The organism is Rouxiella aceris, assembly GCF_012933545.1.
GTDB classification, from domain to species: domain Bacteria; phylum Pseudomonadota; class Gammaproteobacteria; order Enterobacterales; family Enterobacteriaceae; genus Rouxiella; species Rouxiella aceris.
This window is the reverse complement of sequence record NZ_JAADJU010000006.1, coordinates 91,418-108,895: the sequence shown is the minus strand read 5'-3', so window position 1 is coordinate 108,895 and position 17,478 is coordinate 91,418. Positions and strand designations below refer to the sequence as shown.

The following is a 17,478-nucleotide window of genomic DNA, read 5'->3' as shown; positions in this document are numbered from 1 at the left end:
TCCTGTTCAGTTACTTATCGCTGTTACGGTAGTTTTCGATCAGTTCAATAAAGTGATCGAACAAAGGTGCGGCATCGTGCGGACCTGGGCTCGCCTCAGGGTGTCCCTGGAAGCTGAACGCAGGCTTGTCGGTGCGGTGCAACCCCTGCAATGAACCGTCAAACAGCGATTTATGCGTGGTGCGTAATGTGGCTGGCAGACTGGCTTCATCAACAGCAAAACCATGGTTTTGCGCGGTGATCATCACGGTATTATTATCAAGATTCTTAACCGGATGGTTACCGCCGTGGTGGCCAAACTTCATTTTGACCGTTTTGGCACCGCTGGCCAAAGCCAGCAACTGATGACCGAGACAGATACCAAATACCGGGATCTCGGTGGCTAAAAAGGCTTTGATGGCCTCGATGGCATAATCACATGGCTCCGGGTCACCAGGACCGTTAGACAGGAAAATACCGTCTGGATTAAGTTTCAGTACCTCTGCAGCCGGGGTCTGTGCCGGAACCACCGTCAGACGGCAACCGCGATCCACCAACATGCGCAGAATATTACGCTTAACCCCGTAGTCATAAGCGACGACATGGAACGGCAGTTGGTCGGCGTTTTTCGCGTCCGGCAATCCGCCTTCAAGCTCCCAGCTACCCTGCAGCCAGTCATATGACTCTTTAGTCGTCACTTCTTTCGCCAGATCCATCCCTTTCAAACCCGGGAAGCCCTTGGCTTTTGCCAATGCCAATGCGGCATCAGGCGAATCCCCGGCAATAATACAGCCGTTCTGCGCACCCTTTTCACTCAACAGACGCGTCAGCTTGCGTGTGTCAATATCGGCGATGGCGACGATATTTTGGCGTTTCAGGTAATCAGACAGATTTTCTTCATTGCGGTAGTTGCTGGCAATAAGGGGAAGATCGCGGATAACCAGGCCTTGAGCGTGTACTGCGGAGGATTCTTCATCAGCGGAATTCGTGCCGACATTGCCGATATGGGGATAAGTAAGAGTGACGATCTGGCGAGAATAGGAAGGATCAGTGAGGATTTCTTGATAACCGGTCATTGAGGTATTGAAGACCACTTCCCCCACTGCCGTTCCTTCTGCCCCGATGGCACGACCGTGGAATTGGGTTCCGTCTTCCAGAACCAATAGCGCTGACTTTATCAAAGCATCCTCCAGGAATAATCAATCATAATATTTGCATATTAATTCAGATTCATCGCTCTAAATCAATGCAAAAATCGCCCTCAGAGCTAATTTTCGGCAAATTGCGCGCATTCTAATGATGGGCGTTGGCTTTGTCCACCAAAAGCACCATTATTTTACTGTTTTTTGCTTCACTCAGCGAAATGAGCGTCTGATAGCGATAAAAGGACAGGATAAGTAAGCATAGTAAACGTTTGCGAGACCGTTTGTCTGAAAAATTCGGCATTACCCTCATTTTAGGCAGCGAGCAGTGAAACGGGCTGGTTGTTTTTTGTTCAAAACGGCAATAACAGACAGGAAGACATGAACAAATGGGGAGCAAAGATGAAAAATGGAGGGAAGACCTGATTATTACAATAAAAGAAAAGGGCAATAAAATAACTGCCCTTTTATCAAAACACTATGATTAAAACAACCACATCACGATTGTTGGAGAACCTTATAAATCATCGAGACCCAAGACATCTCGCATATCAAAAAGACCTGATTTCTTAGATGATAACCACTTTCCTGCACGAACAGCCCCATTCGCAAAGGTCATGCGGCTGGAAGCCTTGTGTGTAATCTCTACCCGTTCGCCAATATCAGCAAACATGGCGGTGTGCTCGCCGACAATATCACCGGCACGAATGGTAGCAAAACCAATACTCTTGGGATCGCGCTCGCCGGTATAGCCTTCCCGCGCATAGACCGCGCACTCCTTCAGATCCCGTCCCAGCGCCCCGGCGATAGCTTCGCCCATGGCCAGTGCAGTACCTGATGGTGCATCAACCTTATGGCGATGATGGGCTTCAATAATTTCAATATCGGTATAATCGCCCATCACTTTCGCCGCTTTCTCAAGCAGCTTGAGTACCACATTAACGCCAACGCTAAAGTTGGCGGCAAAAACCACTGGGATTTCGGTCGCCGCCTGCCTGATTGCCGCCTTACCCGCATCATCAAAGCCGGTAGTGCCGATAATCATGCCTTTACCCTGTTGCTGACAAAAACGCAGATGCTCCAGCGTGCCTTCAGGGCGCGTAAAATCAATGAGGATATCGAAATGGTCTGCCACGGCAGCAAGATCATCGCTCACCACGACATTTAGTGCACCCACGCCAGCCAGTTCGCCCGCATCGGTACCGACTAATGAAGAACCTTTGCGCTCTAATGCCGCGCCGAGGACTACGCCCTCCGCTTGTTGTACGGCCTGGATCAGTTGGCGTCCCATTCGCCCACCGGAACCGGCTATCGCCATGCGGATATCAGCTTTAGTCATAATCTCTCTCTTTTTAAATGTGTACTGCCGTAAAACTCAAATCAGGTTAACCACCCCGACGCATCACGGCTAGTAAAATTGGCGCATAATTAGAAAATTATGTTATAGGCTCGCTAACATCAGTAAAATCTATCGGCCCGTTGACAGCAGAATGTCCGATCTCACCCATGCCAGACAACATAAACCAACGATTAGCAACAAGATTTCCTCAGCACGGCCTCCGTGAATAATCATTCACATCAGTGAATAATCAGTCAATTAATCAGCGTCTAATCATGGTTTTTTTAGCACTCTGTGCCTATTAATTAGTGATTATATAAATAATTCATATTTGGTTCTTGGATTTTATTGTCTGAATATGTTAATAACTAGCTGACTAATTTTAAGTCGAAATATTATTTTAAAAGCAGCCGTTTAATAAGCTTAAGAATAATCACGACATGTTATTGAATTAGTCATTAATAAAATTGTAATAAACACGCGCTGGCGCAATTTTTTCTTTTATCTATTAGATAAAATTGAACCGCGATTTTAATATGCTCGTTAATCCTTCTCTGCTCGCAACAGGGGAACATTAGGATGCTAACAAATGATTGGCACCTGGAGTCTTTATGAAATTTAAAATGAATAGGGTTTCACAAATTGTCGCCGCCGGGGTGTTATTAGGTGGTGCATCTTTTGCTGCACAGGCAGAAATCACACTTATCAAACAAGATCCAAAACCTTATGATTTGCTTAGCCGCCTTGATTTTAAAGTCGGTGGTAGCATCCGTCCGCAGTTCCAGAACACTATGGGTGGTTCCGATAAGGGTTCTTTCAAAAACAACGGCTATGACGGCGGCACCCGTTTCCGCTTCAGCGCTGACTATTACCTGTTTGATGACATTCACTGGGTTAACTACTACGAAGTTGGTGTAAACATTCCGGCTGTATTCAGTTGGGATCAGCACTACCAGAAAGGTGTACATGACACTACCCGTCGTCAACTGTATACCGGTTTCAAAAGCAACACCTACGGTACTCTGACCTTTGGTCAGCAAAACAGCATTTACTATGATGTAGTCGGCGCTAAAACCGACGTTTGGGACTACGATATGTTGGCCCAGGCACCAGGTAACGGTATCAACGGTGACTACGATGGTTCTTATCGTTCACGTAAGATGCTGAAATATAAATATGCTGCTGGTCCAGTTGATCTGTATGGTGCCTATCTGTTACCTGACGACGATTTGCTGGTCAACGGCAACAGCCTGGCCTATAAACGTAAAGGCGGCGGTTCTTTGGGTACCAACTGGCATATCACCAAAAATCTGGCATGGGGTACAGCTTATAACTTCACTAGTGCTGAAGTTAAGAGCCGCACCAAAGTCGATTCTAAAGATTATGACCAAAGCATTCTCGGTACTGCATTGGCATGGACCCCAGGCAACTGGAGCTTCTCTGCTGGCGGCGGTTGGTATCATAACTTCCTGATGACCAAAATCGCCAATGACCAGAACTACTTCGCGGGCAATGCCTACGGCGTAGAATATAACGCTGGCTATACCTTCCCGATTAATAGCTATGCGATTCAGAGCGTCAAACCTTACTTTATGGGTGACCATCTGGAATACGTTAGCGGTCGTAACTACCAACGTACCGATAACGGCCTGGGCGTATCCCTTAAGCTTAACTATGGCTTCCAGGTTGACGTTGAACACGTGATCACCAACTCTACTGATAAAATCGGCGATATCAACCTGGTTCGCCTGTACTACAACTTCTAATAATTGTAGCCTTCGATTATTGTCGATTGAATGGCCTGCTGAATTTTCAGCAGGCCTTTTTTTATCTGTTCTGTGGGTAATCTTGCCTGCCGGTCTCCCCTTTGCCACCCCATGCGACTAAACTTATTCAACAGCAACCTTTTACACCCTGCAGGAGAACTGTTTATGTCCACATTTTTACGGTCTGCGATCACCGCCGTCTGCGACTATCGTGCCGAGTTGGGCGAAACCCCGGTATGGTGTCAGCGCAGTCAATCCCTGCTGTGGATGGATATCCTCAACCAGCGTTTGCTGCGTTACTGGCCGGATACGCAAGCGTTTGAACAACGCACCCTGCCCGCCTTATGCAGCGCTGCATTGTTAACCGAGAAGGCGGAGACCTTTCTGCTGGTCGCCGAGAATGGCCTGTCACTGTATGACTACCAGACTGAGCACACCGAGCTACTGTGCGGTTATCCCGGAGAAGCAGGGACGCGACCTAATGAAGCGGCCATTGCGCCAGATGGCTCACTGTGGTTTGGCACCATGGATCGGCAAGAAGAGGCGAAAATTGGTGCCTGGTATCGTTTTGAAATGGGTGATGAACTACCGCTAGTGATGATGGATAAGGTGGGGATCCCCAATACGCTGGCCTGGTATGAAGGTAAAGTCTGGTTTGCTGACAGTATGCAAAACCGCTTCTATTCTGGTAATGCCCGTCGTATCAACCCGCTGAAAATTTCCTGTTTTTCCTCCGGTGACAAAACGCCAGACGGTTCGACATTAAGCGAAGATGGCCTGCTGCTCACCGCCTGTTGGGGAGGTCACTGCCTGCTCCGTCAGCAAATTAATCAGGGAGAATTGCTGACGCTGGATACCTTGTCACTGCCGGTAGCGCAACCCAGTTGCTGTACCTTTGGCGGTGCCGATATGCGTCAGCTGTTTATTACCTCGGCGCGCAAAGGCCTGGCGACTCCTGGCGATATCGATGGCGCACTGTTGCAGGTCAACACTGCCACTCGGGGCGCGGGACAGCATCTGTTCCGTCTGTCTGCCAACCACTAGCAGTTTTTACAGATAAAAAAATGCCGGTGATAAACACCGGCATCAGACTGCTACTAAAATTGATTTTTCAAGTCGGCGTGATCAGTCAACCGCCTTCACATCGATACGCAGTTCTTTCGGCACTTCAAACACGATATTTTCTTCGCGTCCGCTCATATTGATCACCTCCAGACAACCCAATGTCTTGAGACGATCAATCACTTCCTGCACCAGAATATCCGGAGCCGAAGCGCCCGCCGTTACGCCAACGCCAAGCGCGCCTTTTACCCAGTGCTCCTGAATATCGGCAGCAGAATCGATCAGGTAAGAAGGTTTGCCCACGCGCTGGGCCAGTTCCGCCAGTCGATTGGAATTGGAAGAGTTTTTAGAGCCGACCACCAGTACCACATCAGCCTGATCGGCGAGATTACGCACCGCTTCCTGACGGTTAGTGGTGGCATAACAGATATCGTCTTTACGCGGCCCGACGATCTTGGGAAAACGACTACGCAAGGCGTCGATCACTTCCGAGGTATCATCAATGGACAGCGTGGTCTGGGTCATAAAACACAGGTTATTCGGGTCTTTCACTTGAAGCCGGGCAACGTCCGCCGGTGACTCCACCAGATACATCCCGCCACGAGCATTATTATACTGCCCCATGGTGCCTTCTACTTCCGGGTGTCCGGCATGGCCAATCAGAATAGCCTCGGTGCCTTTACGACTGGCGCGCGCCACTTCCATATGTACTTTGGTCACTAACGGGCAAGTGGCATCAAATACCGTGAGATCGCGCGATTTGGCTTCCGTTCTTACCGCCTGTGACACGCCGTGGGCGGAGAAAATCAGAATAGAACCGTCCGGCACTTCATCGATTTGCTCAATAAATACCGCGCCGCGCTGACGCAAGCTATCGACCACATAACGGTTGTGTACCACTTCATGGCGCACAAAAATCGGTGCGCCATAGAGTTCAAGGGCACGTTCCACAATGGTAATGGCGCGGTCGACACCGGCACAGAAACCGCGAGGATTAGCCAGTAACACTTGCATGGGATGCCTCCATTTGCGGATCGATGGCCAGCACTTCAATATCAAAATCAATATGCTGCCCGGCCAAAGGGTGATTAAAGTCGACAGTGATCGAATCTTCTGTCACTTCGCGCACCACGCCGGGCATCTCACTGCCGTCGCGGGCAGTGAATAACATAATGGTACCGACATCGGGAATGCCGGTTTCCATAAAGTCACGACGAGAAAAGAACTGAACCAAATCCGGGCTTTGCATGCCAAACGCCGATTCCGGAGAGAGGGTAAAGGCTTTTTTATCCTTTACGCGCAGCCCCAGCAGTTGGTTTTCCAGCGCATCAGACAAACTGCCATCCCCCAGTCGAAACAACGCGGGTTTGCCGTGACTCAGGGTCGACTCCGCCGTCGAACCGTCTTCCAGCTTTAGCGTAAAATGCACCAGTACCGCGCTATCGTGTTTCACCTGCTCGGCCATTGTCTTATCCCTTATTGTTTGCCGTTTTATCCTTGGAGGCGATAAAGCCTTCAAGGATAACTAACACCGCCCCGACGCAGATAAAACTGTCGGCCAGGTTGAATATAGGGTAATGCCAGTCATTGACGTAAAAATCAATAAAGTCGATAACAAAGCCATGGACCATGCGGTCAAACAGATTGCCCAACGCACCGCCGATAATCATCGCAAAGGCGATATTATTCAGGCGTTGCGCGGCGCTGCTGCGATACATCAGCACCAATAGGGCAATCACAATGGCCAGGGCAATCCCCGCAAAAAACCAACGTTGCCAGCCGTCTTTATCGGCCAGAAAGCTAAACGCCGCCCCTGGATTATGGGCATAGGTCAGATTGAAAAACGGGATCAGCGGCATTGATTCGCCCAACTGGAAATGTCCCATAACCCATATTTTGCTGCCCAGATCCAGCACCAGCACGATAACCGCCAGCCAAAGCCAGCGGAGTCCGGTTGAACACATTACTTTAGTCATTATGCAAATTCACGCTGTTCGCCATCACCGGCAATATTGGTGGCACAACGCCCGCAAACTTCTGGCTGGGCAGCGTCATGACCGACGTCAGTGGTGTAATGCCAGCAGCGCGGACACTTGTCGCCTTGCGCTTTTTCCAGACCGATTTTCAGGCCTTTCACCAATTCGCTGGCGATTGCCGTGTCGTCAGCCGCAGACAGTGCTGCCACTTTCGCGCCAGAGGTCAGCAGCACAAAGCGCAGTTCGTTGCCAAGGCTATTGAGTTTGCCAGCCAAAGCATCGTCCGCATACAGCGTTACCGAGGCTTCGAGGGAGCCGCCCAGACGTTTGTCGGCACGAGCCTGCTCCAGCACCTTGTTGACTTCACCACGTACTTTCAGCAACTCGTCCCAGAACTCATCGTTCATGGCTTCGTTGTCAGCCAGACCAAACAGGCCATCGTACCACTCTTCGGTGAAGACAAATTTCTCACGCGCACCCGGCAGGAAGCCCCAGATTTCGTCAGCCGTAAAGGACATGATCGGTGCCATCCAGCGAACCAGCGCCTCGGAGATATAGTAGAGCGCGGTCTGGCAACTGCGACGCGCCACGCCATCGCTCTTGGCGGTGTACTGACGATCTTTGATGATATCCAGATAGAAGGATCCCATCTCCACTGAACAGAACTGCATCAGACGCTGCACCACACCGTGGAAATCGTAGCGATCGTAAGCGGCAACGATCTCTTCCTGTGCGGCTTTGGCGCGGCCTACCGCCCAACGATCCAGCACCACCATATCTTCCGGTTTTACCCTATGCTGCGCCGGATCAAAACCGTTAAGGTTAGCCAGCAGGAAGCGGGCAGTGTTACGAATACGACGGTAAGAGTCGGCAGCACGTTTGAGGATCTCGTCGGACACCGCGATCTCGCCGGTGTAGTCGGTTGAGGCGACCCAAAGACGCAGAATATCAGCGCCAAGCTTGTTCATCACATCCTGCGGGCTGACGGTGTTGCCGATAGATTTTGACATCTTGCGGCCATTGCCATCCACGGTAAAGCCGTGAGTCAGTACCTGCTTGTAAGGCGCGCGGCCTTTCATTGCCGTTGAAATCATCAGCGATGACATAAACCAGCCGCGGTGCTGGTCGGAACCTTCCAGATACATATCGGGTTCGTGACCATGGAATTCAGGGCGGGCATCAACCACAGAAGAGTGGGTTGAACCCGAGTCAAACCATACGTCCAGCGTATCCGGGACTTTGCTGTAATGGGCAGCATCGGCACCGAGAATATCTTCCGGGTTGAGATCCCACCAGGCCTGGATACCGTCTATTTCCACGCGTTTGGCGACTTCTTCGATCAGCTCAAGGGTACGCGGATGCAACTGCTCAGTCTCTTTATGCACGAACAGCGACATCGGCACGCCCCAGGTGCGCTGACGGGAGATACACCAGTCAGGACGGTTGGCCACCATGCTTTCGATACGTGCCTGGCCCCAATCCGGGATCCACTGCACACCTTGGATCTCTTGCAGCGATTTGGCACGCAGACCCTGTTGATCCATGCTGACAAACCACTGTGGCGTCGCACGGAAAATGATTGGCGTTTTATGACGCCAGCAGCATGGATAGCTGTGGAGCAGTTTTTCAAGATGCAGCAAGGCACCATGCTCACGCAGGATTTCCACGATCAGATCGTTGGCTTTAAAGACAAACTTGCCATCCAGAGACGGATAGGTGCCCGGCAGGTAACAGCCATTCGGGCCGACCGGATTGGCGACTTCCAAACCGTATTTCTGACCAATAACAAAGTCGTCAGGACCGTGGCCTGGCGCGGTATGCACCGCACCGGTACCGGCGTCGAGGGTAACGTGATCGCCAAGGATTGCCGGCACATCAAATGCCAGGAACGGATGCGTAAAGCGCAACAGTTCCAGATCGGCACCTTTGCACTCGCCAAGAACTGTCCATTCGCTGACGCCGATGCGTTTCATTACGCTGGCTACCAGTTCCGTTGCCAGGATCAGACATTGATCGGCAATCTGCACTAGCTGATAAGCAAACTCGGCGTTAAGGGAAATCGCGCGGTTGGCTGGCATGGTCCACGGCGTGGTAGTCCAGATAACCAGTGAAATAGGTCCGGTAAAGGTGGTGACGGCAAACTTCGCCGCAACGGCACTGGCATCGACGGCATTGAATGCCACATCGATGGCCGGAGAGGTCTTGTCGTAATACTCCACTTCGGCTTCTGCCAGTGAAGAGCCGCAGTCGGTACACCAATGCACCGGCTTGGCGCCTTTCAGCAGGTGACCATTGCCGATGATTTTGCCCAATGCGCGAATGATATTGGCTTCAGTTTTGAAGTCCATGGTCAGGTACGGATGATCCCAGTCACCGAGCACACCCAGACGGATAAAGTCGGCCTTCTGGCCTTCAACCTGTTCGGCAGCATATTTACGGCAGGCAGCGCGGAACTCGGCAGGGGTCACTTTTTCGCCCGGCTTGCCAATCAGTTGTTCAACTTTCAGCTCGATCGGCAGACCGTGACAATCCCAGCCAGGGACATACGGCGAATCAAAACCCGCCATGCCTTTTGACTTGACGATAATGTCTTTGAGGATCTTGTTAACTGAGTGACCAATATGAATGCTGCCATTCGCATACGGAGGGCCGTCATGCAAAATAAAGGATTTTTTGCCCTTTTTGGCAGCACGGATAATCCCGTACAGATCCTGCTGATACCAGTTATCCAGCATGGCAGGTTCGCGCTTGGCCAAATCGCCGCGCATCGGGAACCCTGTTTCCGGTAAGTTCAGGGTATTCTTAAAGTCACTCATAGATTCTCGGTTCCATTTTTCGGCTCAATGCCGGGCTACTATTGGGGATTGCGCTAGGTTTTTAGCCCAAAAAAGTCTTTAGCCCAAAAAATTCCCGGGCTGTCTGCTCGTCGTTGGCAATCTGCTGCTTTAACGCATCGAGCGATGCAAAACGTTGTTCACTGCGCAATTTTGCGCGTAGCACCACATCAATGTGGCACCCATATAAATCTAATGTGGTGTCAAGCAGATGGACTTCCAACTGCTTGCGGACACCGTTGACCGTAGGCCGTGTACCAATGTTGGCTACGCCGGCAATAGGCTGTGGCGCAACGCCCAGTACCTCTACCGCGTAGACCCCTTTCACCGGGCTGACCAGGCGTTTTAGCGGCACATTGGCCGTGGGAAAACCGATCGTACGTCCCAGCTTGTCACCGTGGACTACCCGTCCAGAAATACTGAAGGGATGACCCAACAGGTTTTCGGCCAGATCGAGGCGGTCATCGCGCAGCGCATCACGGATCGCCGTGCTGCTGATGCGTCGTTCGCCTTCACGGAAGGTCTGCGTGCTGACCACGTCAAAACCGTACTCCGTCCCTGCTTTTTGCAACAGAGTAAAATCCCCGAGACGCGTTGCGCCAAAGCGGAAATCATCGCCAACGGTCAGAAACTTGACCCCCAGTTTTTCTACCAGCAGCTGCGAGACAAATGCCTGCGCGTTGTTGGCGGCAAAACGCGGATCAAATTTCACGCACAGCAAATAGTCAATCCCGCATTCGGCGAGATACTTTGCCTTATCGCGCAGGTTGGTCAAGCGTGCAGGCGCTTTCTCGGCTGAAAAAAGCTCCAGCGGCTGAGGTTCAAAAATCATCACCATCACCGGCAACCCCAGACGTAGACCTTGCAGTTTCAACTGTTCGATCAATGCCTGATGGCCACGGTGTACACCGTCAAAATTGCCAATAGTGAGTACGCACCCGTGGTGACGTGCCCGAATATTGTGTATCCCGCGAATTAGCTCCATAACAGGCTCAAATCCATAGCTGGCTCAAAACAGAGGAAATCGGCGGATTATACCTTGTACAGCCCATAAGGTTAACCAGCGATTGGCGGGATCGCAGGATTCTCTCAGTGATAACGCAGTTTTTTTGCTATCAGGGCGACTTGTCGGCAGATTATCTCTATACTGGGTCCTGAAAAACAGCGGGGCTTCGTTGAAACCCCTTTTTCATCACGCCTTCTCTGTTTTCTCAAAAAAACTCAGCATTAACAATCTCTGTTGGAAGAATAATCACTTCTTGACTGAATTTTATTGCGATGGGCTGTATTCTGTGGCTGGAAGCTGTTAAAATCCTGCGCCATCACAACGTAACAAGTGTCGCTTGAAGTTCGGATGAAATAATCTGAAGTTCGAACATAGAGAAACGGCGCTTATTTGCACAAATCCGTTGACAAAAGAAGTCCGAAAAGGCATATTCCTCGGCCTTCGAATTGTCCTCAATAGAAAAATATTTGGGAGTTGGACCTTGGCTAACATCAAATCAGCTAAGAAACGCGCCGTACAATCAGAAAAACGCCGTCAGCACAACGCTAGCCGCCGTTCAATGATGCGTACCTTTATCAAGAAGGTACACACGGCTATTGCAGCTGGTGACAAAGAAGCTGCACAAAATGCATTCAACGCAATGCAACCAATTGTGGACCGTCAGTCCTGTAAAGGCCTGATCCACAAGAACAAAGCTGCGCGTCATAAGTCAAACCTGACTGCGCAAATCAACGCAATGCAATAATCGCATTCTGTTGAGAGCTTGATAAAAAAACCGGCTTTGCCGGTTTTTTTATGCCCAAATTTTGGCAAGCAAGATTATCAGCGCCAGCACCCTTGGCAGTAAAACGGGGGCCAAGGCCCCCGCATTTTACCCCGCCTTCTGCACCGATTTTGCCGGTAACACCTGACTCAGCAACAGATAGCCCGCCACCGCCGACAACACCGATCCCAGCAAAATGCCGATCTTGGCATAAATCATCATCGATGCGTCCGCGTCGCCAAATGCCAGCGATGCCAAAAATATCGACATCGTAAAGCCAATACCACAAAGTACCGAAACGGCGGCAATATGCTTAAAGCGAACCCCCGACGGCAACTGGGCAATACCCAGTTTTATCGAGATCCAGCAAAACAGCATAATACCCACCGGTTTACCAATCAGTAACCCGGCAGCGATGCCCATTGGCAACAGAGACAACACGCCTTCGGTCGAGACACCCTGCAAGGAGACCCCGGCATTGGCAAACGCAAACAGCGGCAAAATCAGCCAGGCAACCCAGGGATGAATACCATGCTCGACGCGGCGTGCCGGCGACTTCCCTTCTGGCGTTTTCAATGGGATAAGGAAACCAAGGATCACCCCGGCCAGCGTGGCGTGGATCCCCGATTGCAGAATACACAGCCAGAGGATAATGCCCATAATCACGTATGGGGTTAACTGGCTGACCCCGCGCCAGTTAAGCCAGACCAGAATAGCAATCGACAGCAGCGAAAGCGTGAGCGCCAATATGGAAACATCGTGGCTGAAGAACACGGCAATGATCACGATAGCACCGAGGTCGTCAATAATGGCCAGCGCCAGCAAAAAGACCTTCAGGCTGGTTGGAACCCGTGAGCCTAGCAGCCCCATCACCCCGAGGGCGAAGGCAATATCGGTCGCCGCAGGGATCGCCCAGCCGTGACGCGCCAGCTCATCGGCACCGTTAAATGACAGATAAATCAGCGCGGGAGCAATCATTCCCCCCAAAGCGGCAATCGCCGGGAACAGCGCCTGTTCACGACTGGATAACGCACCTTCCAGCAGCTCGCGTTTCACTTCCAGGCCAACGATCAGAAAGAAAATGGCCATCAGTCCATCATTGACCCACAGCAACAGCGGTTTGTTAAGCATAAAATGCCCAATGCCCGCAGTCACCGGCGTATTGAGAAACTCAAGATAGAGATTGCTTAACGAAGTATTCGCCATCAGCAGGGCAATAACAGCGGCAACAATCAACACAATACCGCCCGAGGCTTCCATACGTAAGAATTGACGAATCAAGTTTGTCACTCTTTTGTACTCCTTTTAAAAATGACACCCGTGAAATCACATCGCACGGAATAAGTGGCGAATTGTACTCAGATGTCGACGACAGCAAAAGCCGTTTATGCGCTTACCGGGTGAGGGTCTGGGAAATTTACCCTATAATTATATACATAAATAAAAATCCCCGACTTTGCAGTCAGGGATTGAGTTTCAACACATTAAATATATTTAAAATTTAACGCGTTAGATCATCGAAAAACTTTTTCACACCGTCCAGAAAGCTTTTAGAGCGCGGGCTGTTTTTCTCTCCCGACACACCACCAAAACTCTCTTCCAGGTCGCGAAGCAGCTGTTTCTGTTTATCGTTGAGACTCACTGGCGTCTCAACCACCACGCGACAAAGCAGATCGCCTTGCGCGCCACCGCGAACGGATTTCACACCACGTCCACGCATGCGGAACAGTTTGCCGGTTTGCGTTTCTGAAGGGATCTTCAGATTGACACGGCCATCCAGGGTCGGCACTTCAATCTCGCCACCCAGGGCTGCCATCGCAAAATTGATTGGCACTTCGCAGTACAGGTTATTGCCTTCACGTTCAAAGATTTTATGCGCTTTGACCTGAACCTGTACGTACAAGTCGCCCGCTGGCGCACCATGCTCACCGGCTTCGCCTTCACCTTCGAGACGAATACGGTCACCGGTGTCCACACCCGCCGGGATCTTGACAGACAGGGTCTTGGCACGCTCTACGCGACCATGACCGTGACATTTGGTGCAAGGGTCCTTGATGATGTTGCCGCGGCCGTGACAGGTCGGACAGGCCTGCTGTACGGTAAAGAAGCCCTGGCGCATCTGCACCTGGCCGGCACCGTGACAGGTTGGACAACTGACAGGCTTGCTGCCGGCTTTGGCACCGCTGCCGTGGCAAACGTCACACTCTTCCAGTGTTGGAATGCGTATTTCTTTGGTTACGCCACGCACCGCCTCTTCAAGCGTCAGGTCCATGTTGTAACGCAGATCTGAGCCACGGCTGGCGCGTTGACGACGGCCGCCACCAAAGATATCGCCAAAGACGTCACCAAAGATGTCGCTAAAGTCTCCGCCGCCTGCGCCGCCGCCATAACCGCCACCGCCACCCATACCGCCTTGTTCAAAGGCTGCGTGACCGTATTGATCATAAGCCGCACGCTTTTGCGCATCGGTCAGAATTTCATAGGCTTCTTTAATTTCTTTAAATTTGCTTTCTGATGCTTTATCACCCTGATTGCGATCCGGGTGATGTTTCATCGCCAGGCGCTTATAAGCCTTTTTGATTTCACGCTCATCCGCTGTTTTGGCGACGCCCAAAATCTCATAGTAGTCTTGCTTAGCCATGCCTTTGCTACCCTCAACATGCGTGCACGGGCGCAGAGTTTCCTCGACGCCCGTGCTGGTTATCAATAACCGAGTATCCTCTTTATTCTTCAAAAGAGAGTAGTGTTAACTTTCTCTCTCTTGAAGATATTTGGCCATACCGCGATTACTGTGCCCGCTTAAGGGCAATTATTTTTTGTCTTTGACTTCTTCAAATTCAGCATCGACAACGTCGTCATCTTTCTTCGCGCTGGCATCGCCGCTTGCAGCCTGTGCATCCTGCTGAGCCATTTCCATCAGCTTGCCAGAAACCTGGACCAGCGCCTGGATTTTCGCTTCGATATCCGCTTTGTCTTCGCCTTTTGCTGATACTTCCAGCGCTTTCAGTGCATCTTCAACCGCGGTCTTGTCTTCAGCAGGCAGTTTGTCACCGGCTTCTTCCAGCTGTTTGCGCGTACCGTGGATCAAATGGTCAGCCTGATTGCGGGTCTGCACCAGCTCTTCAAACTTGCGATCCGATTCCGCATTGGCTTCGGCATCGTTAACCATTTTCTGAATTTCTTCTTCACTCAGACCAGAAGAAGCCTTGATGGTGATCTTCTGTTCACGGCCGGTATTCTTGTCTTTGGCAGACACGTGCAAAATACCGTCGGCGTCGAGGTCGAAGGTCACTTCGATCTGCGCCATACCGCGTGGTGCAGCCTGAATACCATCCAGGTTAAACTGACCCAGCGACTTGTTGTCGATTGAACGTTTACGTTCACCCTGAACCACGTGAATGGTTACCGCAGACTGGTTGTCTTCTGCGGTAGAGAACACCTGGCTGTGTTTAGTCGGGATGGTGGTGTTTTTGGTGATCAGCGGAGTCATCACGCCGCCCATGGTTTCGATACCCAGGGACAGTGGAGTCACATCCAGCAACAACACGTCTTTGACATCACCTGACAACACGCCGCCCTGAACCGCAGCACCAATGGCCACTGCTTCATCTGGGTTAACGTCTTTACGTGGTTCTTTACCGAAGAAATCAGCGACTTTCTTCTGAACCATTGGCATACGCGTCTGACCACCAACCAGGATAACGTCCTGGATTTCGGAAACAGACAGGCCAGCATCTTTCAGTGCCACTTTCAGCGGATCGATAGAACGGGCAACCAGGTCTTCAACCAGAGATTCCAGTTTTGCACGGGTTACTTTAATGTTCATATGTTTCGGACCGCTGCCGTCAGCAGTAATGTACGGCAGGTTAACGTCAGTCTGCTGTGCAGAAGAGAGCTCAATTTTGGCTTTCTCTGCGGCTTCTTTCAGACGTTGCATTGCCAGCGGATCGTTACGCAGATCCATACCCTGGTCTTTCTTGAATTCTTCAACCAGGTAGTTGATCAGACGGCTATCGAAGTCTTCACCACCCAAGTGGGTATCACCGTTGGTTGCCAGAACTTCAAAGGTTTTTTCGCCATCAACTTCATCGATTTCGATAATAGAGATATCGAAAGTACCACCACCGAGGTCATAAACGGCGATAGTGCGGTTACCCACTTCGCGGTCGAGGCCATAGGCCAGTGCAGCGGCGGTAGGTTCGTTGATAATACGTTTTACTTCCAGACCTGCGATACGGCCGGCGTCTTTGGTTGCCTGACGTTGCGCATCGTTAAAGTAGGCCGGAACAGTGATAACCGCTTCAGTCACTGGTTCACCCAGGTAATCTTCAGCCGTTTTCTTCATTTTCTTCAGCACTTCGGCAGAGATCTGCGGTGGTGCAATTTTTTGACCTTTTACGTCAATCCAGGCGTCACCGTTATCAGCACTGACGATGCTGTAAGGCATAATGCCTTTGTCACGCTGAACTTCTTCGTCCTGAAAACGACGACCAATCAGACGCTTGATAGCAAACAGCGTGTTCTGCGGGTTAGTGACAGCCTGACGCTTAGCCGGTTGGCCAACCAGGATTTCGCCATCTTGCGCATAAGCAATGATAGAAGGTGTTGTACGGTCGCCTTCAGCGTTTTCAAGCACACGTGCCGTAGTGCCATCCATGATCGCTACACAAGAGTTGGTAGTACCCAGGTCGATCCCAATAATTTTACCCATCTAAAACGTCTCCACTAAAATTCATATTCGTTCAGGTTGCTACTCTATATGCGGACGGTTTCTTGGTTTTCAACTGTCCGATATTGCATAAGACCGGCGGTAACAACTGCGGTTGAGAATAAGATGGGGTCATGCAACGCAGCATCAAGGGGGAAGACAAAAAAAAATCGTCTTAATTGCCCTTTAAGATCAATATATCTCGTTGCGCCCCTCTCTATGATGCCCGTCGCTCAGATCATGACTGGATAATCACCGATTTCTTGTTTCTGAGATTTTAATTCACATTCAAACACTTCGGGATATCTTATGCGCGACACACAATTGGCCAATCCAGGCCCCCTCGGTCTGATGGGATTTGGCATGACCACCGTTTTACTGAATATGCACAATGCCGGTTTTTTCCCACTGACTTCAGTCATCATCAGTATGGGCATTTTCTTTGGTGGCATCAGCCAGATCCTGGCCGGCCTGCTGGAGTATAAAAAAGGTAATACCTTCGGCATGACTGCCTTTATCTCCTACGGCGCTTTCTGGTTAAGCCTGGTTGGTATCTTGCTGCTGCCTAAAATGGGTCTGGCAGAAGCCGCCGATGACAAACAACTCGGCGCTTTCCTCGCTCTGTGGGGCATCTTCACCCTGTTTATGTTTATTGGCTCACTGCAACATAGCCGTGGCCTGCAGGTGGTGTTTGGTACCCTGACGGTGCTGTTCGGCATGCTGGCCGTTGGACATCTCACCGATAACGCCGCCCTGCTGCACCTGGCTGGCTATGAAGGTATCTTCTGCGGCGCCAGCGCCATCTATCTGGCAATGGCAGAGGTGATAAACGCGCAATGCGGTTACGCGCTTATGCCTGTGGGCGCCAAATAAGGCAGCCCCCCTACCGCAAGGATGCGGTTTT

The 17,478-nt window shown here is 50.9% G+C and carries 14 protein-coding genes; 4 read left to right on the top strand and 10 right to left on the bottom strand.

Translation table 11 applies throughout. The features are described from left to right. Positions 1-10 precede the first annotated feature (10 nt). Both carA and dapB read right to left on the bottom strand, forming a co-directional pair. Complete coding sequence (gene carA, locus GW590_RS12700) at positions 11-1,159, bottom strand: glutamine-hydrolyzing carbamoyl-phosphate synthase small subunit (RefSeq protein ID WP_169403420.1); 1,149 nt, start codon at positions 1,157-1,159, stop codon at positions 11-13. A 478-nt stretch (positions 1,160-1,637) separates the two neighbouring features. Continuing rightward, positions 1,638-2,459, bottom strand: a complete 822-nt coding sequence (gene dapB, locus GW590_RS12695; protein WP_169403419.1) for a 4-hydroxy-tetrahydrodipicolinate reductase — start codon at positions 2,457-2,459, stop codon at positions 1,638-1,640. 611 nt (positions 2,460-3,070) lie between these two features. Here dapB and GW590_RS12690 point away from each other — a divergent pair. Continuing rightward, complete coding sequence (locus GW590_RS12690; RefSeq protein WP_169403418.1) at positions 3,071-4,225, top strand: porin; 1,155 nt, start codon at positions 3,071-3,073, stop codon at positions 4,223-4,225. Between the two features lie 165 nt (positions 4,226-4,390). Next, entirely contained in the window at positions 4,391-5,269 is an 879-nt protein-coding gene (locus GW590_RS12685; RefSeq protein WP_169403417.1) for an SMP-30/gluconolactonase/LRE family protein, read from the top strand. An 81-nt stretch (positions 5,270-5,350) separates the two neighbouring features. On the opposite strand, the gene ispH is transcribed toward GW590_RS12685, so the two are convergent. From ispH to ribF, 5 genes are all read right to left on the bottom strand, one after another. Further along, positions 5,351-6,301, bottom strand: coding sequence for a 4-hydroxy-3-methylbut-2-enyl diphosphate reductase (gene ispH, locus GW590_RS12680; protein WP_169403416.1), 951 nt, complete (start codon positions 6,299-6,301; stop codon positions 5,351-5,353). Next, on the bottom strand, positions 6,282-6,752 hold the full coding sequence (gene fkpB, locus GW590_RS12675) for an FKBP-type peptidyl-prolyl cis-trans isomerase (RefSeq protein ID WP_169403415.1): 471 nt from the start codon (positions 6,750-6,752) through the stop codon (positions 6,282-6,284). The genes ispH and fkpB overlap by 20 nt, the downstream gene beginning before the upstream one ends. 4 nt (positions 6,753-6,756) lie before the next feature. Next, a complete protein-coding gene (lspA, locus tag GW590_RS12670; RefSeq protein ID WP_169403414.1) occupies positions 6,757-7,263 on the bottom strand; it encodes a signal peptidase II in 507 nt (168 codons plus the stop codon). Beyond that, positions 7,263-10,079: an isoleucine--tRNA ligase gene (gene ileS, locus GW590_RS12665; RefSeq protein ID WP_169403413.1), complete on the bottom strand. Its 2,817-nt coding sequence runs from the start codon at positions 10,077-10,079 to the stop codon at positions 7,263-7,265. Before ileS ends, lspA begins: the two co-directional genes overlap by 1 nt. A 61-nt stretch (positions 10,080-10,140) precedes the next feature. Then, complete coding sequence (gene ribF, locus GW590_RS12660; RefSeq protein ID WP_169403412.1) at positions 10,141-11,082, bottom strand: bifunctional riboflavin kinase/FAD synthetase; 942 nt, start codon at positions 11,080-11,082, stop codon at positions 10,141-10,143. Positions 11,083-11,584: 502 nt separating this feature from the next. On the opposite strand from ribF, the gene rpsT reads away from it, so the two are divergent. Further along, complete coding sequence (rpsT, locus tag GW590_RS12655) at positions 11,585-11,848, top strand: 30S ribosomal protein S20 (protein WP_084982354.1); 264 nt, start codon at positions 11,585-11,587, stop codon at positions 11,846-11,848. A gap of 126 nt (positions 11,849-11,974) precedes the next feature. On the opposite strand, the gene nhaA is transcribed toward rpsT, so the two are convergent. The 3 genes from nhaA to dnaK form a co-directional block, all read right to left on the bottom strand. Next, on the bottom strand, positions 11,975-13,156 hold the full coding sequence (gene nhaA / locus GW590_RS12650; RefSeq protein WP_169403411.1) for a Na+/H+ antiporter NhaA: 1,182 nt from the start codon (positions 13,154-13,156) through the stop codon (positions 11,975-11,977). Between the two features lie 211 nt (positions 13,157-13,367). After that, a complete protein-coding gene (gene dnaJ / locus GW590_RS12645) occupies positions 13,368-14,507 on the bottom strand; it encodes a molecular chaperone DnaJ (RefSeq protein WP_169403410.1) in 1,140 nt (379 codons plus the stop codon). Between the two features lie 168 nt (positions 14,508-14,675). Next, positions 14,676-16,577, bottom strand: coding sequence for a molecular chaperone DnaK (dnaK, locus tag GW590_RS12640; protein ID WP_169403409.1), 1,902 nt, complete (start codon positions 16,575-16,577; stop codon positions 14,676-14,678). Between the two features lie 306 nt (positions 16,578-16,883). Here dnaK and satP point away from each other — a divergent pair, with 306 nt between their 5' ends. Continuing rightward, complete coding sequence (satP, locus tag GW590_RS12635) at positions 16,884-17,447, top strand: acetate uptake transporter (RefSeq protein WP_169403408.1); 564 nt, start codon at positions 16,884-16,886, stop codon at positions 17,445-17,447. Positions 17,448-17,478: the final 31 nt, after the last annotated feature.